At 70.4% G+C, this 24,907-nt stretch carries 22 protein-coding genes; 18 read left to right on the top strand and 4 right to left on the bottom strand.

The window, feature by feature from the left end:
* Positions 1-12: 12 nt before the first annotated feature.
* Positions 13-663 (bottom strand): GyrI-like domain-containing protein, encoded by a 651-nt coding sequence (locus K8F61_RS06595; protein ID WP_231821109.1) that lies wholly within the window; start codon positions 661-663, stop codon positions 13-15.
* Between the two features lie 142 nt (positions 664-805).
* On the opposite strand from K8F61_RS06595, the gene otsB reads away from it, so the two are divergent.
* From otsB to K8F61_RS06565, 6 genes are all read left to right on the top strand, one after another.
* Positions 806-1,603, top strand: coding sequence for a trehalose-phosphatase (gene otsB, locus K8F61_RS06590; protein ID WP_067245741.1), 798 nt, complete (start codon positions 806-808; stop codon positions 1,601-1,603).
* A 9-nt stretch (positions 1,604-1,612) separates the two neighbouring features.
* Entirely contained in the window at positions 1,613-3,346 is a 1,734-nt protein-coding gene (gene ilvD, locus K8F61_RS06585; RefSeq protein ID WP_067245744.1) for a dihydroxy-acid dehydratase, read from the top strand.
* A gap of 63 nt (positions 3,347-3,409) precedes the next feature.
* On the top strand, positions 3,410-5,212 hold the full coding sequence (locus K8F61_RS06580; protein WP_067245747.1) for an acetolactate synthase large subunit: 1,803 nt from the start codon (positions 3,410-3,412) through the stop codon (positions 5,210-5,212).
* Positions 5,213-5,215: 3 nt separating this feature from the next.
* Positions 5,216-5,725 (top strand): acetolactate synthase small subunit, encoded by a 510-nt coding sequence (gene ilvN / locus K8F61_RS06575; protein WP_067245751.1) that lies wholly within the window; start codon positions 5,216-5,218, stop codon positions 5,723-5,725.
* Between the two features lie 61 nt (positions 5,726-5,786).
* The gene (ilvC, locus tag K8F61_RS06570) at positions 5,787-6,815 is read left to right on the top strand and encodes a ketol-acid reductoisomerase (RefSeq protein ID WP_231821108.1); all 1,029 of its coding nucleotides are present in this window, start codon (positions 5,787-5,789) and stop codon (positions 6,813-6,815) included.
* Positions 6,816-7,081: 266 nt separating this feature from the next.
* A complete protein-coding gene (locus tag K8F61_RS06565; RefSeq protein WP_231821107.1) occupies positions 7,082-8,350 on the top strand; it encodes an alpha-L-fucosidase in 1,269 nt (422 codons plus the stop codon).
* A 28-nt stretch (positions 8,351-8,378) separates the two neighbouring features.
* On the opposite strand, the gene K8F61_RS06560 is transcribed toward K8F61_RS06565, so the two are convergent.
* Complete coding sequence (locus K8F61_RS06560; protein WP_231821106.1) at positions 8,379-9,533, bottom strand: ROK family transcriptional regulator; 1,155 nt, start codon at positions 9,531-9,533, stop codon at positions 8,379-8,381.
* A 207-nt stretch (positions 9,534-9,740) separates the two neighbouring features.
* On the opposite strand from K8F61_RS06560, the gene K8F61_RS06555 reads away from it, so the two are divergent.
* The 4 genes from K8F61_RS06555 (at position 9,741) to K8F61_RS06540 (ending at position 14,261) form a co-directional block, all read left to right on the top strand.
* Positions 9,741-10,994, top strand: a complete 1,254-nt coding sequence (locus K8F61_RS06555) for an ABC transporter substrate-binding protein (RefSeq protein WP_231821105.1) — start codon at positions 9,741-9,743, stop codon at positions 10,992-10,994.
* A 28-nt stretch (positions 10,995-11,022) separates the two neighbouring features.
* Positions 11,023-11,928, top strand: coding sequence for a carbohydrate ABC transporter permease (locus K8F61_RS06550; protein WP_067245764.1), 906 nt, complete (start codon positions 11,023-11,025; stop codon positions 11,926-11,928).
* Positions 11,918-12,838, top strand: coding sequence for a carbohydrate ABC transporter permease (locus K8F61_RS06545; RefSeq protein WP_231821104.1), 921 nt, complete (start codon positions 11,918-11,920; stop codon positions 12,836-12,838). The genes K8F61_RS06550 and K8F61_RS06545 overlap by 11 nt, the downstream gene beginning before the upstream one ends.
* Before the next feature lie 73 nt (positions 12,839-12,911).
* Positions 12,912-14,261, top strand: coding sequence for an alpha-L-fucosidase (locus K8F61_RS06540; RefSeq protein ID WP_231821103.1), 1,350 nt, complete (start codon positions 12,912-12,914; stop codon positions 14,259-14,261).
* Between the two features lie 186 nt (positions 14,262-14,447).
* Here K8F61_RS06540 and K8F61_RS06535 read toward each other — a convergent pair whose 3' ends face one another.
* Entirely contained in the window at positions 14,448-15,422 is a 975-nt protein-coding gene (locus K8F61_RS06535) for a hypothetical protein (protein ID WP_231821102.1), read from the bottom strand.
* Between the two features lie 69 nt (positions 15,423-15,491).
* Here K8F61_RS06535 and K8F61_RS06530 point away from each other — a divergent pair, with 69 nt between their 5' ends.
* From K8F61_RS06530 to serA, 3 genes are all read left to right on the top strand, one after another.
* Positions 15,492-15,989, top strand: a complete 498-nt coding sequence (locus tag K8F61_RS06530; protein WP_231821101.1) for a hypothetical protein — start codon at positions 15,492-15,494, stop codon at positions 15,987-15,989.
* A 17-nt stretch (positions 15,990-16,006) separates the two neighbouring features.
* Positions 16,007-16,339, top strand: coding sequence for a hypothetical protein (locus K8F61_RS06525; RefSeq protein ID WP_219085813.1), 333 nt, complete (start codon positions 16,007-16,009; stop codon positions 16,337-16,339).
* A gap of 163 nt (positions 16,340-16,502) precedes the next feature.
* Positions 16,503-18,122, top strand: a complete 1,620-nt coding sequence (gene serA / locus K8F61_RS06520) for a phosphoglycerate dehydrogenase (protein ID WP_067245773.1) — start codon at positions 16,503-16,505, stop codon at positions 18,120-18,122.
* 78 nt (positions 18,123-18,200) lie between these two features.
* Here the strand turns inward: serA and K8F61_RS06515 are convergent, their stop codons facing one another.
* Entirely contained in the window at positions 18,201-18,755 is a 555-nt protein-coding gene (locus K8F61_RS06515) for a TetR/AcrR family transcriptional regulator (RefSeq protein ID WP_067245777.1), read from the bottom strand.
* Between the two features lie 135 nt (positions 18,756-18,890).
* Between K8F61_RS06515 and K8F61_RS06510 the strand changes: the two genes are divergently transcribed.
* The 5 genes from K8F61_RS06510 (at position 18,891) to K8F61_RS06490 (ending at position 24,871) form a co-directional block, all read left to right on the top strand.
* Positions 18,891-20,420, top strand: a complete 1,530-nt coding sequence (locus K8F61_RS06510; protein WP_231821100.1) for an MFS transporter — start codon at positions 18,891-18,893, stop codon at positions 20,418-20,420.
* A gap of 100 nt (positions 20,421-20,520) precedes the next feature.
* The gene (locus K8F61_RS06505) at positions 20,521-21,576 is read left to right on the top strand and encodes a 3-isopropylmalate dehydrogenase (RefSeq protein WP_231821099.1); all 1,056 of its coding nucleotides are present in this window, start codon (positions 20,521-20,523) and stop codon (positions 21,574-21,576) included.
* Positions 21,577-21,623: 47 nt separating this feature from the next.
* Positions 21,624-22,712 (top strand): branched-chain amino acid aminotransferase, encoded by a 1,089-nt coding sequence (locus tag K8F61_RS06500; RefSeq protein WP_231821098.1) that lies wholly within the window; start codon positions 21,624-21,626, stop codon positions 22,710-22,712.
* Between the two features lie 138 nt (positions 22,713-22,850).
* A complete protein-coding gene (locus tag K8F61_RS06495) occupies positions 22,851-23,627 on the top strand; it encodes a fumarylacetoacetate hydrolase family protein (protein ID WP_219085817.1) in 777 nt (258 codons plus the stop codon).
* Positions 23,624-24,871: an MFS transporter gene (locus K8F61_RS06490; protein ID WP_219085818.1), complete on the top strand. Its 1,248-nt coding sequence runs from the start codon at positions 23,624-23,626 to the stop codon at positions 24,869-24,871. Before K8F61_RS06495 ends, K8F61_RS06490 begins: the two co-directional genes overlap by 4 nt.
* Positions 24,872-24,907 lie beyond the last annotated feature (36 nt).

Raw genomic sequence — 24,907 nt, 5'->3', positions numbered from 1 at the left:
GGGACGTCGTCCTCAGACGCGCTCGACGGGCTGGCGCAGGAGTGTGCGCAGACGCGCGGGCGCGGTCCGCCGGGCGTCGCTGAAGTAGACCTCGTGATGGATGCCGGTCCGTCGCAGTCCCTCGCCCGGGATGATCTCGTCGTGCATCCGTTCCAGGACGGGCCCCTCATCGTCGTACGGCCCGAGGTGCAGCGTCTGCACGCAGAGCCCCTCCTCGAGTGTCTCCAGACGCACGTCGTCGATGCGGGGCGGGGCCTTCTTCGCACGGACGGCGGCGAGAGCCTCCTCGAACGCCTCCCGTCCGATCCAGTCGGGGGTGAGGATCATCAGCGTCCAGTCCCACTGGGACTTGTCGCGGCGGGCGGTGAACGTCTCCATGTCCTCCGCCCACCACAGTCCCTCCAGGGGCGGGACGACGTAGTCCCGCCCGAGCACGCGCTTGCTGGCGAACTTCAGCGCGTAGGCGAGCGGATAGAGCGCCTCGATCCCCGAGGCGTAGTCGGGGGAGACGTTGGGATCGCCGTGTCCGTCCACCATCAGGTACTGCAGAGGCGGCACGTCCACGACACGGAACTCGCCGCGGCGCGCCCGGTACGCGTCCAGGGTCTTGACCAGGTCGGCCTTTCCGGCCGGGCGGCTGGTGACGGGGCGCTCGGGACTCATGAGGACAGCCGAGCACAGCGGGCGCCCGGCCGCAACGTCACCGTGCGCGGGAACGGGAGAGTCCGTGAGAGCAGGACCCCCGGACCCGTTGCGGGACCGGCACGGGATACTGGAACCGACCGCTTGCGAACACGGAGGAACGATGACCCGCCCTTGGACGCCCGAGACCGCCGACCATGCGCTGACTGCGCTCGCCCGGACCCCGAGGCTGCTCGTCGCGCTCGACTTCGACGGGACGGCGTCTCCGCACGTCGACGACCCGATGTCGGCGCGCGCGCTCCCGGAGGTGGCCGAGGCGGTCGCGCGGCTGGCCGCGCTGCCGGACACGACGGTCGCGTACGTCTCCGGGCGCAGCCTCCACCACCTCCGGGAGATCGCGGAGCACGCCGACGACTCGCGGCTGGCGCTCGCGGGGTCGCACGGCGTGCAGTACTGGTTCCCGGGAGAGGCCGGCGGCGACGATGACGCGGCGCTCGCCGAGCCGGACGGACGCGGCGAGATCGAGGCCGAGGTGCAGGAGCTCATCCGCCCGATCCCTGGCATCGACTTCGAGCCCAAGAGCCTCGGGTTCGGCGTCCACGCCCGCCGCGCGACGCAGGGGGACGAGGACCGCGCGTTCGCCCTCGTGGACGAATGGGCCGCGCGGCGGATCCCGCGCTGGCGGCGTCGGACCGGCCACCACATCCGGGAGTTCTCCTGGCGCAGCGAGGGCAAGGACGCCGCGATCGCGCGGCTGCGGGAGCACTACGGCGCCACCGCCGTGCTGTTCGCCGGCGACGACGTCACCGACGAGGACGCCATGCGCACGCTCGGTCCCGAGGACGTCGGAGTCCGCGTCGGCCCGGGCGAGACGGCCGCGGTCCTTCGTGTGGAGGATCCACAAGGGATGGGCCTGCTCCTCGGCGTTCTCGCGCACGAGAGGGCGTCGGCGCAGGAATAGACTGCGAGCATGTCCCCGAACGAGCCTTCCACCGGCGCGCTCGCCGCGCGCTCAGACATCGACATCAAGCCCCGCAGCCGCGTCGTCACCGACGGCATCGAGGCCACGACCTCGCGCGGCATGCTCCGTGCCGTCGGCATGGGCGACGCGGACTGGGACAAGCCCCAGATCGGCATCGCGTCGAGCTGGAACGAGATCACGCCGTGCAACCTGAGCCTGGACCGGCTCGCCCAGGGGGCGAAGGAGGGCGTGCACGCGGGAGGCGGATACCCGCTGCAGTTCGGCACGATCTCCGTCTCCGACGGCATCTCGATGGGGCACGAGGGGATGCACTTCTCCCTCGTCTCCCGCGAGGTCATCGCCGACTCGGTCGAGACGGTGATGATGGCCGAGCGCCTCGACGGGTCCGTGCTGCTCGCCGGGTGCGACAAGTCGATCCCCGGCATGCTCATGGCCAGCGCCCGGCTCAACCTCTCCAGCGTCTTCCTCTACGCCGGGTCGATCGCCCCGGGCTGGGTGAAGCTGTCCGACGGGACGGAGAAGGACATCACGATCATCGACTCCTTCGAGGGCGTCGGCGCGTGCCTGTCCGGCCGGATGAGCGAGGAGGACCTCAAGCGGATCGAGTGCGCGTTCGCGCCCGGTGAGGGCGCGTGCGGCGGCATGTACACGGCGAACACGATGGCGTCCGTCGCCGAGGCGCTCGGCCTGAGCCTTCCGGGCTCCGCCGCGCCGCCGTCCGCGGACCGCCGCCGTGACCAGTTCGCGCACCGCTCCGGCGAGGCCGTGGTGAACCTGCTGCGCCTGGGGATCACGACCGGGGACATCCTCACGCCCGAGGCGTTCGAGAACGCCGTGGCGCTCGCGATGGCGCTGGGCGGCTCGACCAACGTGGTGCTCCACCTGCTCGCGATCGCCCGCGAGGCCGGGGTGGACCTCACCCTGCACGACTTCAACCGGATCGGCGACAAGGTGCCGCACGTGGGCGACCTCAAGCCGTTCGGCCAGTTCGTGATGAACGACGTCGACCGTCACGGCGGGATCCCCGTCATCATGAAGGCGATGCTGGACGAGGGGCTGCTCCACGGCGACGCGCTGACCGTCACCGGCAAGACCCTCGCCGAGAACCTGCGCGAACTGGACCCGCAGCCGGTCGACGGCACCGTCATCCGTCGCTTCGACGACCCGATCCACGCCACCGGCGGCCTGACGATCCTGCACGGCAGCCTCGCGCCGGAGGGCGCCGTGGTGAAGACGGCCGGCTTCGACGCCGCCGTGTTCGAGGGGCCCGCGCGGGTGTTCGAGCGCGAGCGCGCGGCGATGGACGCGCTGGAAGCCGGAGAGATCAGCGCCGGCGACGTCGTGGTCATCCGCTACGAGGGACCCAAGGGCGGCCCCGGCATGCGGGAGATGCTGGCGATCACCGCGGCCATCAAGGGCGCGGGGCTCGGAAAAGATGTACTACTCTTGACGGACGGACGATTCTCAGGCGGCACAACCGGCCTGTGCATCGGCCACATAGCACCCGAAGCGGTGGACGCCGGTCCCATCGCCTTCGTGCGCGATGGTGATCTGATTCGGGTCGATATCGCGGCTCGGACTCTCGACCTACTCGTCGAGGAGGCCGAGCTGAGCTCCCGCCGGGAAGGCTGGGAGCCGCTTCCTCCGCGCTACACCCGAGGCGTTCTTGCCAAGTACTCCCGACTCGTGCGCTCCGCCGCCGAAGGAGCCACGACGGGCTGAGGCCCGCGCCGCCGGTCCGGCGGCGCCCACCCCGTCATCCGATCATCGATCGCAAGGAATCCCATGACCGCTGACTCCGCGCCGGCCGTGCCACGGCCGCCCGCCCGTCCTGCAGCCGCTCCCGAACTGACGGGAGCCCAAGCCGTCGTCCGTTCCCTCGAGCTCCTCGGGGTCACGGATGTCTTCGGCATCCCCGGCGGCGCCATCATGGAGGTCTACGACCCCCTGCTGGACTCCACCGGCGTCCGCCACATCCTCGTCCGTCACGAGCAGGGCGGCGGTCACGCCGCCGAGGGCTATGCGACCGCCTCGGGCCGGGTGGGCGTCACGATCGCCACCTCCGGGCCCGGCGCGACCAACCTCGTCACGGCGATCGCCGACGCCTACATGGACTCGATCCCGATCGTGGCGATCACCGGCCAGGTGTTCTCCACGCTGATGGGCACCGACGCGTTCCAGGAGGCCGACATCGTGGGCATCACGATGCCGGTGACGAAGCACTCCTTCCTCGTCAAGCGCGCCGAGGACATCCCCGGCGCCATCGCCGCCGCCTTCGAGGTGGCCAGCACCGGGCGCCCCGGCCCGGTCCTCGTGGACATCACCAAGGACGCGCAGCAGGCCAAGGCTCCGTTCGTCTGGCCGCCGAAGTACGACCTGCCCGGGTACCGCCCGGTGACGAAGGCGCACGGAAAGCAGATCCAGGCGGCCGCCGCGCTGCTGGCCGAGTCCCGCAAGCCCGTGCTGTACGTCGGCGGCGGCATCGTCCGCGGCCGTGCCTCGGCGGAGCTGAAGGAGCTCGCCGAGTCGACGGGCGCGCCCGTCGTGACGACGCTCATGGCGCGCGGCGCGTTCCCGGATTCGCACCCGCAGCACCTCGGCATGCCGGGGATGCACGGGACGGTTCCCGCGGTCCTCGCGCTCCAGGAGGCGGACCTGCTGCTCGCCGTCGGGACGCGCTTCGACGACCGCGTGACGGGCAAGGCCGCGCTGTTCGCCCCGAACGCGAAGGTCGTGCACGTCGACATCGATCCGGCCGAGATCTCCAAGATCCGCACCGCCGACGTGCCGATCGTGGGCGACGTGAAGGACGTCCTGACGGACCTGGACGCGGCGTTCCGCGGCCTCACCGGCGGCCAGAAGCCCGACATCGAGGAGTGGTGGTCGTACCTCGACGGCCTCCGCACCGAGTTCCCGCTCGGCTTCTCGCCGACGACGGACGGCCTGCTCGCGCCGCAGCACGTGATCCAGCGCATCGGCGAGCTCACCGGACCCGAGGCGGTCTACGCCGCCGGGGTCGGGCAGCACCAGATGTGGGCGGCGCAGTTCATCAAGTACGAGCGCCCCAACTCCTGGCTCAACTCCGGGGGAGCGGGCACCATGGGGTACGCGGTGCCGGCGGCCATGGGCGCGAAGGTGGCCGAGCCCGACCGCGTGGTGTGGGCGATCGACGGCGACGGATGCTTCCAGATGACCAACCAGGAGCTCGCGACCTGCGTCATCAACAACATCCCGATCAAGGTCGCGATCATCAACAACTCCTCGCTCGGCATGGTCCGGCAGTGGCAGACGCTCTTCTACGACGGCCGTCACTCCAACACGGACCTCAACACGGGCCACGGCTCGGTCCGCGTTCCCGACTTCGTGAAGCTCGCGGAGGCCTACGGCTGCCTCGGGATCCGGGTGGAGAAGGAAGAGGAGATCGACGCCGCGATCACCCTCGCCCTCGAGACGAACGACCGCCCCGTCGTGATCGACTTCGTCGTGAGCGCGGACTCGATGGTGTGGCCGATGGTGCCGCAGGGGGTCAGCAACAGCTATGTCCAGTACGCGCGCGACCACGCGCCGGCGTTCGATGAGGAGGACTGAGACGTGTCCACCCATGTGCTGAGCCTCCTCGTCGAGGACACCCCCGGTCTGCTGACCCGCGTCGCCGGGCTCTTCGCCCGTCGCGGCTTCAACATCGAGTCCCTCGCGGTGGGCGTGACCGAGGTGCCCGGCATCTCGCGCATCACGGTCGTCGTGGACGTCGAGGACCTGCCGCTCGAGCAGGTGACGAAGCAGCTGAACAAGCTCATCAACGTCATCAAGATCGTCGAGCTGGACCCGGCCGCCTCCGTGCACCGCGAGCACGTGCTGGTCAAGGTCCGCACGGACAACGCCAACCGCTCCAACGTGCTGGAGGTCGTCAACCTCTTCCGCGCGTCGGTGGTCGACTACGCCCCCGATGCGCTGGTGATCGAGGTCACCGGCGACAAGGGCAAGGTCGAGGCGCTGCTTCGGGCCCTGGAGCCGTTCGGCATCAAGGAGCTCGCCCAGTCCGGGCTGCTCGCGATCGGCCGCGGCAGCAAGAGCATCACCGAGCGCGTCCTGCGCGGCTGACCCTCCCACACGCTCAGGGGCCCTGGGCCCCGAACCAACCACTATCAAGGAGAAAGACAAAGTGAGCACCGAGATCTTCTACGACGACGACGCGGACCTGTCCATCATCCAGGGCAAGAAGGTCGCGATCGTCGGCTACGGCTCGCAGGGTCACGCGCATGCGATGAACCTGCGCGACTCCGGCGTCGAGGTCGCGATCGCCCTCAAGGAGGGCTCGAAGTCGATCGCCAAGGCGGAGGAGGCCGGCTTCCCGGTCAAGAACGTCGCGGACGCCACCGCGTGGGCCGACCTCATCATGATCCTGGCGCCGGACCAGCACCAGCGCGGGATCTACGCCGACGCGATCGCGCCGAACCTGACCGCGGGCAAGACCCTGGCCTTCGCCCACGGCTTCAACATCCGCTTCGGCTACATCGACGCGCCCGAGGGCGTGGACGTCATCCTCGTCGCGCCGAAGGCGCCCGGTCACACCGTGCGTCGCGAGTTCGTCGCCGGCCGCGGCATCCCGGACATCATCGCGGTCGAGCGCGACGCCTCCGGCAACGCCTGGGCGACCGCGCTGTCCTACGCGAAGGCGATCGGCGGCACCCGCGCCGGCGTCATCAAGACGACCTTCACCGAGGAGACCGAGACCGACCTGTTCGGCGAGCAGGCCGTGCTGTGCGGCGGCATGAGCCACCTCGTCCAGGCGGGCTTCGAGACGCTGGTCGAGGCCGGCTACCAGCCGCAGATCGCCTACTTCGAGGTGCTGCACGAGCTGAAGCTCATCGTGGACCTCATGTGGGAGGGCGGCATCGCCAAGCAGCGCTGGTCGATCTCCGACACGGCCGAGTTCGGCGACTACGTCTCGGGCCCGCGCGTCATCGACGCCGGGGTGAAGGAGCGGATGAAGGACGTGCTGGCGGACATCCAGTCCGGCGCCTTCGCCACGCGCTTCATTGAGGACCAGGACAACGGCGCGGCGGAGTTCCTCGCCCTCCGCGAGAAGGAGCAGGGGCACGCGATCGAGGCCACGGGCAAGGAGCTGCGCGCCCTGTTCGCCTGGCAGCAGACGGACGAGGACTACGTCGAGGGCAGCGCTGCGCGCTGACCTCGACGTCGTCCGCGAGGACGGTGCTGGTCGGGGCGCAGAGCGCCCGCCGGCCCTTCGGGCCTGGGTCGAGGGCAGCGCTGCGCGCTGACCCTTCCCCTCCCGGTCGTTGAGCGAGGAGCGCAGCGACGAGACGAAACGCGGTGACCCGCTCCGGCGGTCACCGCGTTTCGTGTTCCTGCGCCCGCTCCATGACCGATGTCTGTGCATCGCACCCCAGACATCCGATGTTTATGTCAGGATGGGGTGAGTCCAGAGGAGGAACGATGCGGCAGCAGTGGTTCGATGAGGCGAGATTCGGGATGTTCGTGCATTTCGGCCTGTACAGCACGGCGGCGCGACACGAGTGGGTCCAGAACTACGAGCGGCTTTCATCGGAGGAGTATCGCGCGTATTTCGAGAACTTCGACCCCGACCTGTTCGATGCCCGGGAGATCGCGCGCCGGGCGAAGGCCACGGGCATGGGGTATGTCGTGCTCACGACGAAGCACCACGACGGCTTCTGCCTGTGGGACTCGGCGCTGACGGATTTCACGTCGGTGTCGGCGTGCGGGCGGGACCTGGTGCGGGAGTTCGTGGACGCGGTGCACGACGAGGGCCTGCGGGTCGGCTTCTACCACTCGCTGCTGGACTGGCACCACCCGGATTTCACCGTCGACGCGAATCACCCCCTCCGCGGCGAGGAGGCCGAGCACGGGCGCAACGAGCGGCGGGACATGGGCCGGTATCGAGCCTTCCTGCACGGCCAGGTCGAGGAGCTGCTGACGCGTTACGGCGACGTCGACTACCTCTTCTTCGACTTCACCTACCCGGACAGCAGCGACGGCTGGGCGGGGAAGGGGCCGGAGGACTGGGACGCCGAGGGACTGCTGGCCCTGTGCCGGCGGCTCCGGCCGGACATGCTCGTGAACGACCGCCTGGGGATCCCGGCGGATCTGGTGACGCCGGAGCAGTACCAGCCCACGGCGCCCCTGATGCGGGACGGAGAACCCCAGGTATGGGAGGCGTGTCAGACGATCAACGGGTCGTGGGGCTATCACCGCGACAATCACGACCAGAAGTCCGCGACCCTGCTGGTGCAGATGCTGGCGGACTCGGTCTCGATGGGCGGCAACATGCTGCTGAACATCGGACCGGACGGCCGCGGCGCGATCTCCCGTCGTGACGAGCAGGTGCTCGCCGAGATCGGCGAGTGGATGCGCCTTCACCGCCGGGCGATCGTCGGTGCCGGTCATTCACCGCTCAGCCCTCCCCGGGAGGGGGTCTACACACGCCGCGGGGATCGCCTCTACCTGCACCTGTTCCACTGGCCGCTCGGCGTCGTGCATCTGCCGGGCCTGGCGGGGAAGGTGTCGTTCGCGCGTCTGCTGAACGACGGATCGTGGCTGCAGACCTCCGTGAGCGATCCCACGCGGCAAGCGGAGCTGATGACCCCTGCAGGCGAGGCGGAAGGGACGCTGAGCGTGCACCTCCCGATCCGTCGCCCGGATGTGCTCGTGCCCGTCATCGAGCTGACGCTCGTTCCCGGCGAGTGACGCGTTCCACGGGCCCGGGGGAGAGGCGTCAGCTCGGACGCAGGCTCGCGGGGTCGATCCGGGCGGCGGCGAGCCTGGCCGCGCCGTAGAGCGCCGCGTCGGGTCCGGACTCCGCGGCCTCGATGCGCAGAGTCTGGGTGGCGAGCGGGTGACAGGCCTCGTACACCCGGCTGCGCACCGCGGCGAGGAAGGGCTCGCTCGCGCTCAGGCCGCCGGTCAGGAAGACGGCGTGGGGGTTGAAGAAGTTCACGACCCCCGAGAGGACCTGGCCGAGGAACGTCCCCGCGGTGCGCACGAGCGAGGTGGCGAGCGGCTCGCCGTCACGGGTGCGGGCCAGGACGTCCGCGGCGGTGCGGACATCGACGCCGCGCTCGCGCATCTGCCGCACGAGCGCCGCGCCGCTGGCGACGGTCTCCAGACACCCGTGATTGCCGCAGGAGCACGGGACGTCCGCGGCACCGGCGATCCGGGCGTGAGTGATGTCTCCCGCAGCCCCGGTCGCGCCGCGATGGACCTCCCCGGCGACGATGATGCCGCTGCCGATCGCCGTTCCGGCCTTCACCGTGATGCTGTGCTCCTCGCGTCCGAGGCGGCGATGGTGCTCACCGAGGGCCATCAGGTTCGCGTCGTTGTCGACCACGACCGGAACACCGAACCCGTCCGAGAGGGCCTCGGCCGCGGGGAACCCATGCCAGCCGGGCATGCGGGAGGGCTGCTCCACGCTGCCGGTCGCGATCTGGACCGGACCGGGGAGGGCGAGACCGATCGCTCGGATGTCTGCGTCCTCGGCGAGCTGTCGAAGCGACCGTGCGACGGCGGCCAGGGTCTCCTCTGGGCCGTCCGAGATGGTGATCGGGATCGTCTCCGTGCGGTGCAGGCGGCCGCCGAGATCGAGGACGCCGAGGCGGGCGTGACCGCCGCCGAGCTCGGCGGCGAGGACGCGGGAGTTGTCGCTGGTGAGCGACAGGCGCCGTGGCCGCCGCCCGCCCCGGCTCTCCTCATGGCCGTCCTCCCGCAGAATCCCGGCCTCCACGAGCTCCTGGACGCGGAGGGAGACCGTGGACGGGGCGAGGGAGAGCGCCCGCGCCAGTTCCGACCGGGAGCGGATCTCTCCGTGTGAGACGAGATCGACGATCCGCCGGGACTGCTCGGACTGCGCGAGGGATTCGGACGAGCCGCTCATGACACTTCTTTCGATGACGAACCAGCGATCGGATGAGGTCTGCACTGTCGCGGTGCTGTTCGCACGATCTTAGCGACCGCGGAGCAAACATCGGATGTTCAAGTGGAAAACGGTCAGAACTTCTGACAGGATGACGAGGTCAACCCCTGCATTACTTCGTTCGATCGCGAACGAAGGAGCGCCAGTCGTGCCTGAGGAGGCAATTCGATGAAGAAGATTCACCTCGTTCCCGCGGTGGCGGTCGCGGCGGGCGCAGCGCTCGTCCTCACCGGTTGCGGTGGTGGCGGTGCGAGCGCCGACGCCGACACGATCGTCATCGACATGTGGGCCGGGTCCGCGGACGACACCGCGGCGCTGGAAGCTCAGCTCGCCATCGCCAAGGAGCAGAACCCCGACCTCACCATCGAGCTGCGCACAGCGCCGTGGGGTGACTTCTTCACGAAGCTCACCACGAACATGGCGTCCGGCAACATGGCCTGCATCACCGGGATGAACTCGGGGATGCTGTCCAGCTACACCGACGGATTCGCTCCGCTCACCGACGCCGACCTGAAGGCGGCCGGCCTGGCCGAGTCGGACTTCGCGGACGGCGCCACCGAGATCCTGAAAAACAAGGGCACGCTGTACGGCCTGCCCTTCGACGTCTCGACGATGCTCGTCTACTACAACGCCGATCAGCTCGCGGCCGCGGGTGTCGACGCGCCGAAGCCCGGCTGGACCTTCGACGACTTCGAGGCGACCGCGAAGGCCGCCACGCGCGAGGGGAAGTCCGGTTTCGCCGTCGGAATGGGCGACTTCCAGTGGCAGGCGCTGCCGATCGCCAAGGCGGGTCAGCAGCCGGTCACCGAGGACGGCGAGCTTCAGCTCTCGGACAAGAAGTTCGTGGACGCGGCGACCTGGTACTCCGGCCTCGTCACCGACCAGAAGGTGGCCCTCCCTGTCGCCTCGGCCTCGGACACCGGTTGGGGAGAGAACCAGTACACGAGCGGGAACGCGGCCATGGCCGTCGACGGCACCTGGAACGCGGTCGGCTATCTCAACAACGACTCGGGCTTCGCCGCGGGCATGGCGCCGCTGCCGGCGACCGCCGACGGATCGCTCAGCCTGATCCTCGGGTCGGGCTACGGGATCGCGAAGTCGTGCGAGAACAAGGAGGCGGCGCTGAAGGTGCTGGGCTCGCTGCTGAGCGCCGAGGCGCAGGACTACATCGCGTCGTCCGGACGGAGCTACCCCGCCCGTGCCGAGAGCCAGCCGCTCTACTTCGAATCGATCGACGAGAAGTACCGCGCCCAGGTCGAGGAGGTCTTCACGGCCGCGTTCGAGAACGTCCAGGGCCAGTACGTGAGCGACGACTGGTCCAAGGTGGGCACCTTCGTCCAGCCGCAGCTCGTGAGCGTCTACAACGGCCAGGAGACCATGGCGAACGTGCTCGAGTCCGCACAGCAGCAGTTCGGAAACTGAGGCGCGAGACGCCGAGGAAGGGGATTCGATGACGACCACCGTGCGCCGCCGGGGGTCTCTCGCCAAGGCAGAGGGCCGCCAGGCGCTGGGCTTCGCAAGCCCGGCCCTGGTGGGCCTCGCCGTGTTCACGATCGTGCCCGTCGTGCTCTCCATCGTGATGAGCTTCTTCGACTGGCCGACGTACGGCGAGAAGACGTTCACCGGGCTCGACAACTACATCACGCTCTTCACGTCGAGTCCCGACTTCTGGCCGGCTCTGCGGAACACGGCGGTCTTCACCCTGCTCTACGTCCCGCTGAGCATCGTCCTCTCGCTTGCGCTGGCGATGGGGCTCGGACCGCGCATCCGCGGGCGAGGGGCGCTGCGCGTGCTGTTCTTCATCCCGGTGGTCACGCCGATGGTGGCGAACGTCCTCGTGTGGAAGATGATGCTGCAGCCGCAGGGACTGTTCAACGGCGCCGCCCAGAGCTGGTTCGGCATCACCCTGCCCAACTTCCTGGCGGACCCCAGCTGGGCGATGATCATGGTCGTCGTGATGAGCGTGTGGCAGGGGCTCGGCTACAACATGCTGATCTTCTCCGCGGCGCTGGAGCAGCTTCCGGAGTCCGTGATCGAGGCGGCCAGGATCGACGGAGCCACCGGGCTTCGCATGCAGTGGAGCATCGTCGTGCCGATGATCTCCCCGGCGATCTTCTTCGCCACCATCATGACGATGATCACCTCGCTGCAGGTCTTCGCCCAGCCGCAGCTGCTCACCGGCGGCGGCCCGGGCAACGCCACTCAGCCCCTCGTGCAGTTCATCTACAACCAGGGGTTCAAGTTCCAGGACCTGGGGCTGGCCGCGGCGGGGGCGTGGATCCTCTTCGCCCTCATCATCGTGATCACCGCGCTCCAGTTCGGCGCGCAGAAGAAGTGGGTGCACTATGAGCACTGACCTCCCGCAGGCGGCCATCGCGGAGATGGCCGACGAGGCCGTGGAACCGGATCGCTCCGCCCGCACCGGTGAGCCCCTGACGCGGGGGCAGCGGATCCGGCTCGTGATCGCACACGTCGTGGTGTACCTTGCGGCGGCGGTCTTCCTCTCGCCGATCGTCTACGCGTTCTTCTCCGCGCTCAAGCCGAACTCCGAGATGTTCTCGATGCCGCCGACCCTGATCGCGTCAGAGGTCCGGTGGACGAACTTCCTCGACGTGTTCGCGTACGGGCCGTTCCTCACCTACATCGGGAACTCCTTCTTCGTCGCGGTCGCCGGCACGCTCGTCGTCTTGATCGTGTCCACCACCGCCGGCTACGCCTTCGGACGCCTGCGGTGGAAGGGCAGGGACGCCGTGTTCGTCCTGTTCCTGGCGACGCTGATGGTGCCCGCCGAGGTCCTCGTCATCCCGATGTTCCAAGTGATGCAGTGGTTCAACTGGGTCGACACCTATCAGGCGCTGATCCTGCCCTTCGCGTTCACCGCGTTCGGCACGTTCCTCATGCGCCAGTTCTTCCGCGGCATCCCCTACGAGCTGGAGGAGGCGGCGCGCGTCGACGGCGCCGGGCCGGTGCGCTCGTTCCTCCAGATCATCCTGCCCCTGGCGAAGAGCGCCGTCGCGGTGCTGTCGGTGTTCACGTTCCTGTCCTTCTGGAACAGCTATCTGTGGCCCCTCATCGTGACCGTCGACTACAACGCGCACGGCACACTGCCGGTCGGGCTGGCGAGCTTCTCGGGACTGACCGGAACCCGCTGGGACCTGCAGATGGCCGCGGCGATCATCTCGATGATCCCGACCACCGTGCTCGTCATCGCGCTGCAGAAGCACCTCGTCAAGGGCATCGCCATGGCGGGGCTGGGCGGACGATGAGCGCCGTCGACATCGGACCGGTGCCGCGCGTGCGGCCCGCGGTCGGATCAGGACACGAGGAGGACACCCCGGCATGATGAACTTCGAGAAGCGGACGGGACCGGACTTCGGCGCCGCCGCGCCGCAATATCCGACCCAGGGCGTTCCGGAGTGGTACCGGGACGCCAAGCTGGGCTTCTTCGTGCACTGGGGGCTCTACTCCGTGCCCGCCTGGGCGGTGCAGCACGGCGAGGGCGTGAACATCCCGACCGAGGACGCGTACGCGTGGCACCAGTACGCCGAGTGGTACGGCAACACCGTGCGGATCGCCGGGAGCCCGACGTGGGAGCGTCACCAGAGCCTGTACGGCCCGGGCACCTCGTACGAGGACCTCGCAGACCTGTGGGACGCGTCGGCCTTCGATGCCGACTCCTTCGTCGGCGAGCTCGTCGACGCGGGAGCGCGGTACGTCGTCCCGACGACGAAGCACCACGAGGGGTTCTGCCTGTGGGGGACGGAGACCACCGGGTTCAACGCGCTGCGGCGCGGTCCTCGTCGCGACCTCATCGCGGAGTTCCACGACGCGACCCGCCGAGCCGGGGCGCGCTTCGGGGTCTACTACTCGGGGGCCCTCGACTGGCACGTGAGCGACTTCCCGCCCATCGAGTCGGACACCGATCTCTTCCGGTACCGCCGCAACGACGCTCCCTTCGCCCGGTACGCCGCGGCCCAGCTCGAGGAGCTCGTCGCGCGCTTCCGGCCGGATGTGCTGTGGAACGACATCGAGTGGCCGGACGGCGGCAAGGGCTCGGAGGACTACGCGGTGGCGGCGCTATTGCGGAGGTACTTCGACGCCGTTCCCGACGGGGTCGTCAACGACCGCTGGGGCGTTCCCTACCATGGCTTCCTCACCCGCGAGTACACGCACGTCCCGGACATCGTGGACGAGCCGTGGGAGTCGACGCGCGGGCTCGGCTACTCGTTCGGGTTCAATCAGGCCGAGGACGAACGGCACTCCCTGTCCGGCGCCGCGCTGATCCGTCTGCTCGTGGACGTCGTGTCCAAGAACGGCAACCTGCTGATCAACGTCGGGCCGGACGCGTCCGGCGCGATCCCCGAGCTGCAGCGCCGCGCGATGCGGGAGCTGGGCGACTGGCTGCGGCGCAACGGCGACGCCGTCTACGGCACGCGGCCGTGGATCCGCGCGGGGGAGCGGACGGGCGCGCCGCGTGCCTACACCCGCTCCGCGGACGCGGTGCACCTGCACCTGCTCGACCCGGGCCACGGCGAGGCGGAGGTGCCGTCGGAGCTCGACGGCGCCGCCCTGCGCTGGGCGGACGGGTCGGCGGCGGAGGTCGTCACGGAGGGGGCGGCGCGGATCGTGTCCGTCCCGGACGCTCTCCGGTCCGAGCCCGTCGCGGTGCTCACCGCCCCCGGCGTCTGAGCCCTCCGGTCGTCGACTCTCGTCGTTCCCCTCCGCGAGACCCCCTCGCACCGCCGAAACCCCCTCCAGCAGCGCGATCCTGGAGGGGGTTTCGGCGTGCGGAGGGGGTTTCGGCGGGGAGGAGGAGTCCTTACCCGAGGGTGACCGGTCGCGGGGACCCGAGGGTGACGCGTCGCGGGACGAGGGTCACTCCGCCGGAGCGGCGTCCTCGATCTGGATCGGCGCGTCGGCCGGGTCGCCCCAGACCGGCGTGGGCAGAGGGGTGTCGACCTGCCCGCCCTGGATCGCCCGCAGGGCGTCGGTGATCTCGTCGGAGTTCTCCGGGACCGCCAGGCCGCAGGTGCGCATCTCGGAGGCGAACTTCAGCGTGAGGCGGATCTTGCCGGCCTCGACGGCCTCCGCGGTGGTGCCGGTGCGCTTCTCGCTGCCGGTCTGGATGTCGGACACCTCGTCGCACACGTGGTAGACCGAGCCGCCGTCGACCCAGACCACCTCGTCCTTGCCGAGGAGCTGGATCACCGTGGACTGGTCGGCGGTGTACTTCTCCACCGACGGCGGGTTGAAGTCGATGCCGAGGACCACGGCGAGAGCGGCCAGGGCGATGCCGACGATCCCCGCCGTCGTCTTCTGCCCCTTGTCCATGTCCTTGTTGAGGAAGATCAGGATGATCAGCGGCAGGAAAGCCACGACGGCGATGATCGCGCCGAGCTGGTTCTGCACGAAGAACCGCACGGTGTCGGACTTGCGCGCCGGATCCAGCCGGTTCGCCTTCTTCCAGAGGATCGAGCCGATGATCGACAGCGCCGCGATCACCGCGAGCATCACGAGCAGCGTGATGAAGGCCCACTGCGGGAACTGCGCGGTGACGCCCTGCTCCTCGAGCAGGCCCGTGTCGGGGTTGCGGACCAGCGTGCCGTCCTCGCCGACGAAGACGCGCTGCCGCAGCAGCCAGAAGATCGCCACGGCCTCGCCGATGATCGCGAGCGCCCAGAGCGCGCCGGCGATCCACCGGAACCGCGTCGCGGTGGCGTTGGCGGTCGCCGTCGGCTTCCAGTTCGCCGGCGGGTCCGCGGGGGCGTCCGCGGCGCCGGCCGCTGCCGCGCCCTTCGCCTGCGCGGTCGGCTCGACGGACGCGTCTTTCTTGCTGCTCTTCTCGGCCACGGTGGTCCCTTCCCCGGAGTGCGACACCGAGCCTAGTGGTGCCGCGCGCGGCGTCGCTACGCTGGGGGCATGACACCCGACCCCGATGAGGCGCTCCGCTGGGACGGCGACGAGCTCGACGGTCCGGCCCCCGTGCTGCCGGCGGGCTGGAAGGCCGTCGGCCGGGGGAGCGAGGACGTCCGGACCGAGCCGGACCGGCCCGCGACGGAACCGCCGACCGAGCGTGCGACCGAGGCGACCGTCGAGGACGGCGAGGTGGAGGAGCCCGCCGGGCTCAGCAACGCGATGCTCCTCGTCACCGGGATCATCGGCGGCGTCTACCTCCTGTTCGCCGTCGGGTGGATCGTCGGCGGCATGAGGCTGAGCCCGCTCGCCGGGCTCCTCGTCCCGGCGCCCATGTACACGCCCGCCGTGTGGCTGGCCGTGGCCGCGCCGCTGCTCTGGTTCGTCGCCGCCTGGGTGCTGACCCGGGGCAAGGCGTCGTGGATCCGCGTGCTCGCCCTCGTGATCGGGATGGTGCTGCTCGTGCCCTGGCCGTTCGTGATGTTCGGGCTGGTGGGGTCGTGACCGGGGAAGGAACCGCGATGACGACGACGGCCCAGGACCTCCGACGGCCTCGGTGGCTCTTCTACACGGTGTTGGGGATCGCCGGACTGTTCTACGCCTACGCCGTGTGGAACGCCGTCGCGTACCTCGTCACCGTGGCAGGTCTCGGCATCGACGCCACGTCGTGGGCGGCGCTGGTCATCGCGATCCTCCTGCCCGTGCTCGTCTTCGTCGTCTCGATCCTGATCACCCGGCGCCGCGGTCTCGGCGTGCTCGCGATCGTGCTGCTCGCGGGACTCGGGGTCGTGGCCGTCTTCTGGGTCGACGTGGTCGGGTACACGGTCAAGGCGCTCTCGGGCGGCGGCGCCTGATCCTTCGCGGCCCGACGCCGCGGCCGTCGTCACACGGTCGGGGGAGAGACGCGTGAGCCGGTAGAGTGTGACCGATCGCGCCCCCGACGGAGTGCGGCGCATCGGCCCCGAACCGCTCTGCGCGCTGCCCCGCGCCGTGTGCCCGCACCGAAGGATACCCACCGTGCCCGATCAGAACGCGCCGAAGCCCGTCGTCCTCCTCGCCGAAGTCCTCTCTCCGGCCACCGTCGATGCCCTCGGGCCGGACTTCGACGTCCGCCAGGTGGACGGCACCGATCGCCCGGCGCTGTTCGACGCGCTCGCCGAGGCGGATGCGGTTCTCATCCGCTCCGCCACGAGGATCGACGCCGAGGCCCTCGCGCACGCGCCGAAGCTCAAGGTCGTGGCCCGTGCGGGCGTCGGACTCGACAACGTCGACATCAAGGCCGCGACCACCGCAGGCGTCATGGTGGTCAACGCGCCGACCTCCAACATCGTCTCCGCCGCCGAGCTCACCGTCGGGCACATTCTGAGCCTCGCGCGCCGCATCCCCGCCGCGCACGCCTCGCTGTCCTCGGGCGCGTGGAAGCGCAGCTCCTTCACCGGTGCCGAGCTCTTCGAGAAGACCGTCGGCATCGTCGGCCTCGGGCGCATCGGCGCACTGGTCGCGGCCCGCCTCGCGGCCTTCGACATGCGCGTCATCGCCTATGACCCGTACGTCACCAGCGCGCGCGCCCAGCAGATGGGCGTCCAGCTGGTCTCGCTCGACGAGCTCGTCGCGGAGTCCGACTTCCTCACCATCCACATGCCGAAGACGCCCGAGACCACGGGCATGATCGGCGCCGAGCAGTTCGCGGCGATGAAGAAGACCGCCTTCGTCATCAACGTCGCCCGGGGCGGCCTGATCGACGAGGAGGCCCTGCACGAGGCCCTCGTCGCGGGCGAGATCGCCGGCGCCGGCCTCGACGTCTTCACGTCCGAGCCCCCGGCCGAGGGCGGGAGCGCCCGCGCCCTGCTCGACCTCCCGAACGTCGTCGTCACCCCGCACCTCGGCGCGAGCACGGAGGAGGCGCAGGAGAAGGCCGGGATCTCGGTCGCCCGCTCGGTGCGACTCGCGCTGGGCGGCGATCTCGTCCCCGACGCGGTGAACGTCGCCGGCGGCGTGATCGACCCCTACGTGCGCCCGGGCATCCCGCTCGTGGAGAAGCTCGGCCAGATCTTCTCCGCGCTCGCCCAGTCGCCGCTCACCAGCCTCGACGTCGAGGTGCACGGCGAGCTGAACGCCTACGACGTGAGCGTGCTCAAGCTCGCCGCGCTCAAGGGCGTCTTCACGAACATCGTCAGCGAGACGGTGTCCTACGTGAACGCGCCGCTGCTCGCGGAGCAGCGCGGTGTCGCGGTACGGCTGCTGCAGGACGACGTGTCCGAGGAGTACCGCAACGTCATCACGCTGCGCGGGGCGCTCTCCGACGGATCGCAGCTGGCGGTGTCCGGCACGCTGACCGGACCCAAGCAGGTCGAGAAGCTGGTGGGCATCAACGAGTTCGCGGTCGAGCTGCCGATCGAGAAGCACCACGTCGTGATGGTCTACACCGACCGCCCCGGCATCGTGGCGGTCTACGGCCAGCGCTTCGGGGAGGCCGGGATCAACATCGCCGGGATGCAGATCGCCCGCGAGGCGGCCGGGGCCCAGGCGCTGAGCGTGCTGACGCTCGACTCCCCGGTCGCGGAGGAGCTGCTGGACGAGGTCCGGGCGGAGATCGACGCGGACGTCTTCCGCCAGATCGAGATCACCGAGGTCTGACGCTCGTTCGGCGGCCCGCCGGAGCTCCGGCGGGCCGCCGGCCCGTCCCGGCGGCGGCACGGCGGGGCGGGAGCGTGGTCAGGTGGTGACGCGGCGGACCAGCGCGATGAGCGCGTCGAGGGCGGCGCCGGTCGGCGGGGCGCCGTCGAGGCCCGGTGCCTGATCGCTCGCCGTGAGGGCGTTGTTGAAGTAGAGGCCGTCGCTGAGCAGCATGACCAGGTGCAGGCTCGTCTCGTCCCTGACGTCCGGACGAAGGGTGTCCGCCCAGCGCTGGCGTGCCCGCCGAAGTGCCGCGACTGCCGCGGGGTGACCCGTCTGCGCCAGGCGCGAGGTGGCGACCAGCGCGCGGTCGATCGGATCGTCGTCCATCACCGAGGTGCGGATGTAGTACTCCACGGTGCCCTCCGGGGCGGCCGTCATCCGGGCGACGTCCTCGGACACGAGCGCGTCCAAGCGCGCCATCAGCCCTTCGGAGAGCTCCTCCTTGGAGGCGAAGTGGTAGAGCAGGCCGCCCTTGGAGACCCCGGCCGCGCGGGCCACGGCCTCGACCGTCGCCGCGCGCTCTCCCTCGTCGATGAGGATCGCCTCGTACGCGTCGAGCACGCGCTCACGGGCCAGGGGAGGGCGGGGCATGGGGCTTCCTCTCGTCGCGCCGGCACGCGTGCTCGGGAAACGCGCAGACGGAGCCGGCTTCACCTGTTACTATACCAGCCAGACGGTTTAGTTTCGATCGCGGTCCCGCGGTCGCCCACACTGTGAGAGGTACCCATGCACGTCACCGCGTCCACCCCGACGGCCGGCACGCAGGCGCCCCGCGCCGGAGCCCGCGCCTGGGCGGCGCTGGCGGTGCTGATGCTCCCCGTGCTGCTCGTCTCGGTCGACAACACGGTCCTCAGCTTCGCCCTGCCCGAGATCTCCCTCGCCCTCGCGCCGAGCGGGGCGGAGCAGCTCTGGATCATCGACGTGTACCCGCTTGTGCTCGCCGGGCTCCTCGTGACGATGGGGAACCTCGGCGACCGGTTCGGACGCCGTCGCATGCTGTTGATCGGCGCGACCGGGTTCGCCGCGGTCAGCGCCCTCGCGGCCTTCGCCCCGACCGCCGCGCTGCTCATCGCGGCGCGAGCGCTGCTGGGCTTCTTCGGCGCCATGCTGATGCCCTCGACCCTGTCGCTGCTGCGCTCCATCTTCACCAACCGGGACCAGCGCCGCCTCGCGATCGCCGTGTGGGCATCCGCCTTCTCGGCGGGCTCCGCCCTCGGGCCGATCGTCGGCGGATTCCTGATCGAGCACTTCGCCTGGGGATCCGTGTTCCTCATCGCCGTGCCCGTGCTCATCCCGCTGCTGATCGGCGCGCCGCTGCTGGTGCCGGAGAGCCGCGACCCGAACCCGGGGCGCGTGGACCCCCTCAGCATCCTGCTCTCTATGGCGGCGATGATCCCGGTCGTCTACGCGATCAAGTCCTTCGCCGTCGACGGGCCGACGGTCCTGGGCGCCGCCTGGGCGCTGCTGGGGATCGTGATGGGCGCGCTGTTCGTGCGACGCCAGCTCCGCGCCGACATCCCGATGCTCGACATGGCACTGTTCCGCCGGGGCGGGTTCTCCGGCGCGATCCTGGTGAACCTCTTCAGCGTCGTCGCCCTGGTCGGCTTCCTCTACTACGTGTCGCAGCACCTGCAGCTCGTGCTCGGGCTCGCTCCGATGGTCGCCGGCCTCGCGCTCGTGCCGGGCATGGCGGCGATGATCGTGTCGGGACTGGCGATCGTGCCGATCTCGCGCCGTGTGTCGCCGCACATCCTGATCCCCGCGGCGCTCGTGTTCTCCGTCGGCGGGTACCTGCTGGTGGCCTTCGCCGGCGAGCACATCGTGGCGCTGATCCTGGCGTTCGTCGCGCTCGGGATCGGGATCGGCGCGGCCGAGACGATCTCGAACGAGCTCATCCTCGCCAACGCCCCCGCCGAGAAGGCCGGAGCGGCCTCGGCCGTGTCCGAGACGGCGTACGAGCTCGGCGCCGTCCTCGGCACCGCGATCCTCGGCGGGATCATCACGGCCTTCTATCGCGGCGCCCTCGTGCTGCCCGCCGGCCTCGACGCGGACGCGGCGGACGCGGCGCGCGAGACGCTGGCCGGCGCGTACACGGTGTCGCACGATCTCGCGGAGCCGCTGAGCGGCCAGATCTGGCAGGCGGCGGTCGCCGCGTTCGAGTCGGGGGTGGGCGTGACCTCCCTCATCGGCGCCGGCCTCGTCGTCCTCGCCGCCCTGATCGCCCTCGTGACGCTGCGGACGAGTCCTCGCTCCTGAGCGCGGGTCGCCCGCCGCGGAGTGAAACGCGGACGGAGAGGGTCCCCGGCTCCCGATAGCCTGGGACCCTCCACCCGCAGAGAGTCCCGCAAGGAGCCCCATGTCCCGCGTCGTGAAACTGGCCGTCATCCCCGGAGACGGCATCGGTCCCGAGGTCGTCGCCGAGGCGGAGAAGGTCCTCGACGCCGTCACCGCCGGCGCGGACGTGACGTTCAAGAGGACCCGCTTCTCGCTCGGTGCCGCGCGCTTTCTCGACACGGGCGACACGCTCACCGACGCCGACCTGGAGGCGATCCGCTCCCACGACGCGATCCTGCTGGGCGCCGTCGGCGGCGTCCCCGGCGACCCGCGGCTGAAGGACGCGAACATCGAGCGGGGGCTGCTGCTCCGGCTCCGCTTCGCGCTCGACCACTACGTGAACCTGCGCCCGTCGAAGCTGTACCCCGGCGCGCCGGGTCCGCTCGCGGCTCCCGGCGACGTCGACTTCGTCGTGGTGCGCGAGGGCACGGAGGGGCCGTACGTCGGCAACGGCGGGTCCATCCGCACCGGCACGCCGCACGAGATCGCGAACGAGACGAGCGTCAACACCGCCTTCGGCGTCGAACGCGTCGTGCGCTACGCGTTCGATCTCGCCGAGCGCCGGCGGAAGAAGCTGACGCTCGTGCACAAGACCAACGTGCTCGTGCACGCGGGAGCGATCTGGAAGCGGATCGTGGACGCGGTGGCCGCCGAGCATCCGCACGTGGAGGTCGACTACCTGCACGTGGACGCCGCGACCATCTTCCTCGTGACGCAGCCGTCCCGCTTCGACGTCATCGTCACCGACAACCTGTTCGGCGACATCCTCACGGATCTCGCCGGGGCGGTCACCGGCGGCATCGGGCTCGCCGCGTCCGGCAACATCAACCCGGCGGGGGAGTTCCCGTCGATGTTCGAGCCGGTGCACGGCTCGGCGCCCGACATCGCCGGTCTCCAGAAGGCGGACCCGACCGCCGCCATCCTGTCGGTCTCGCTGCTGCTGGACCACCTCGGCCTCACGGACCAGTCCCGCCGCGTCCAGCGGGCCGTGGAGGCGGACATCGCCGCGCGTGAGGAAGGCGCGTCGCGATCCACCGCAGAGGTGGGCGACGCGATCATCGCCCGGCTCCAGGCGTAACCTGAGATCAGCGCACGCCGCCGCCCCGACCGACCGCAGGATGTGACATGACCGACACCGCCACCGCACCGCTCACGTTCACCGTGACCAGGAACCTCGCCGCGAAGAGCCCCGCCCAGCGCGCGGAGATCCTCGAGAACCCGGGCTTCGGGACGAACTTCACCGACCACATGGTCGACATCTGCTGGTCCGAGCACGGCGGTTGGCACCGTCCGCGCGTCCAGCCGTACGGTCCGATCTCGCTCGATCCGGCCGCTGCGGTGCTGCACTACGCCCAGGAGATCTTCGAGGGCATCAAGGCGTACCGCCACGCCGACGGATCCGTCCACACGTTCCGGCCGGACCGCAACGCGGCACGCATGCAGGCCAGCGCCCGCCGGCTCGCGCTGCCGGAGCTGCCGACCGAGTACTTCGTCCAGTCGCTGCGCGAGCTCATCGCCGTGGACGGCGACTGGGTGCCCACGGCCGCGGACCAGAGCCTGTACCTGCGCCCGTTCATGTTCGCCAAGGAGGCGTTCCTGGGCGTCCGGCCCGCGAAGAAGGTGGCGTACTACCTGATCGCGAGCCCGGCAGGCGCCTACTTCAAGGGCGGCGTGAAGCCGGTCAGCATCTGGCTCAGCGAGAACTACGCACGTGCGGGCAAGGGCGGCACCGGCGCGGCGAAGACCGGCGGCAACTACGCCTCGAGCCTCCGGCCGCAGGCGGAGGCGGCGGAGCACGGCTGTGACCAGGTCGTCTTCCTGGATCAGGACCGCAACGTCGAGGAGCTCGGCGGCATGAACGTCGTCTTCGTCTACAAGGACGGCCGCATCGTCACGCCCGCGTCCGACAGCATCCTCGAGGGCATCACGCGCGACTCGGTGCTGCAGCTCGCCGAGGACCGCGGGCACGTCGTCGAGCGTCGTCCGGTGTCCCTCCAGGAGTGGCGCGACGGGGTCGCCTCGGGCGACATCGTCGAGGTGTTCGCGTGCGGCACCGCCGCGGTGGTGACACCCATCGGCACGCTGAAGGGCGAGGGGTTCGAGGACGTGCAACCGTCGGGCGAGCTCGCCCTGTCCCTGCGCGAGGAGCTCACCGACATCCAGTACGGACGCCGCGAGGACCGGCACGGCTGGCTTCTCCGCCTGGACGCCTGACCGCGTCTCCGGCACGCCGATGCCGGCGTCCCCTCGGGGTCGCCGGCATCGGTTCGCTCCGAGGGGCCGCGCGACGTTCTCCGGCGCCCGAACCCGCGTTCCCGCCCTCGGCGTCGTCCGCATCGATAGGCTGAAGCGGTGAAGATCGCGCGGTTCAGCCACAACGACGGCATCCAGTACGGCATCGTCGACGAGCAGGAGCTGGTCGTCCTCGCGGGCGACCCGATGTTCGCCGGATACGAGACGACGGGGGAGCGGATCCCCCTCGCGGACGCCGCGCTGCTGGCCCCGGTGATCCCCCGGTCCAAGGTCGTGTGCGTGGGCAAGAACTACCACGACCACGCCGCCGAGATGGGCGGCGTCGCCCCCGAGGAGCCGCTGCTGTTCCTGAAGCCGAACACCTCCGTGATCGGCCCGGGGGACACGATCGTGCGGCCGGCGCTGTCGGAGCGGACCGAGTACGAGGGCGAGCTGGCCGTCGTGATCGGGCGGATCGCCAAGAACGTCCGCGCGGAGAACGCGGCGGACTACGTGTTCGGGTACACCGTGGGCAACGACGTCACGGCCCGCGACCTCCAGCGCAAGGACGGGCAGTGGTCCCGGGCGAAGGGCTTCGACACGTTCTGCCCGCTGGGACCGGTGATCGAGACCGAGTTCGACCCGTCGTCCGCGACGATCCGCACGAGCGTCAACGGCCAGACCCGGCAGCAGGCGCCGCTCACGGACATGATCCACTCCGTCGGCGCGATCATCGAGTACGCGTCGGCCGTGTTCACCCTGCTCCCCGGCGACGTCATCATGACCGGCACGCCCGCGGGCGTCGGCACGTTCGAGGCCGGCGACAGCGTCGAGGTCGAGGTCTCCGGCATCGGGGTGCTGCGCAACTCGGTGCGCGACGCCCTCCCGCTGTCGTGACCGTGACCGCGCCCACCGAGGCGCAGATCGCGGGCATCCAGCGCCGGACGGTCGGAGTCCTGGCCCTGGGCCAGGTGCTCGGCGGGATCGCGTTCGGCGCGACCGTGTCGCTGGGTGCCCTCCTCGCCGCAGACATCTCCGGGGACGACGCGCTGTCCGGTCTGGCGACCGCCTCGGTGACGCTCGGGGCGGCGCTCGCCGCGATACCGCTCGCCCGCGCCGCGAGCCGCTTCGGGCGCCGGTTCGCGCTCACCGCGGGCAACATCCTCGCGTTGGTCGGCGTCGTCATCGTGATCCTCGCGGCCTCCGTGCGCGTCTTCCCTGTCCTGCTGGCGGGCGTGATCCTCATCGGGATGGGCAACGCCGGGAACCTCCAGTCCCGGTTCGCCGCGACCGACCTGGCCGAGCCGCGCCACCGCGGCCGTGACCTGTCCGTCGTGGTGTGGTCCACGACCATCGGCGGTGTGGCGGGGCCGTTCCTCCTGTCGCCGGGGGAGCACCTCGGACACTGGCTGGGGATGCCGCCGCTGACCGGCTCGTACGTCTTCTCGCTCGTCGGGCAGTCGCTCGCGCTGATCCTCTACCTCGTGGCGCTGCGTCCGGATCCGCTGCTCACCGCGCTGGCGGTGGGCGACCGCCCGGGCGGCGCGGCTGCGGTAGGAGCGGCGGTGGATCGTCCGATCGCCGCTCGATATGCGATCTTCGCGGTCGCCGGATCCCACGCGGTCATGGCATCGGTGATGGCGATGACCCCCGTGCATCTGGCGCACATGGCCCACGGCGGGCACGGGGCGAGCACCACCGACGTGACCTTCCTCGTCGGGATGACCATCGGCCTCCACGTGGCGGGGATGTACGGGTTGTCCCCGGTCTTCGGCATGCTCGCGGACCGCTGGGGACGCGTTCCGGTGATCCTCGTGGGGCAGGCGATGCTCGTGGCGTCCCTCGTGATCGCGATCGCGGCGGGGGAGAGCCCCGGCGGCGTCATGGCGGCGCTGATCCTCCTGGGACTGGGCTGGAGCGCGGCGACCGTGTCCGGCGCGGCGCTTCTCACGGAGGCCTCGGCCCTGGAGCGGCGCCCGCGGCGTCAGGGCCTCAGCGACTCGCTGATGAGCCTCACCGCCGCGGCGGGCGCCGCCGGCGCGGGCATCGTGCTGACGAACTTCGGCTACGGCGGACTCGCCGCCGCGGCTCTGGTGGTGGTCGCCGCGATCGTCGTCCTCGCCCCGCTCGCCCGTCGCTGAGCGCTCGGGAGGACCGTCCGACCGGCGCGGAGAACG

The sequence above is a fragment of the Microbacterium resistens genome (genome assembly GCF_021172025.1).
GTDB lineage: Bacteria > Actinomycetota > Actinomycetes > Actinomycetales > Microbacteriaceae > Microbacterium > Microbacterium resistens.
The sequence above is the reverse complement of the archived record's forward strand: the minus strand, read 5'-3'. Positions and strand labels throughout refer to the sequence as shown.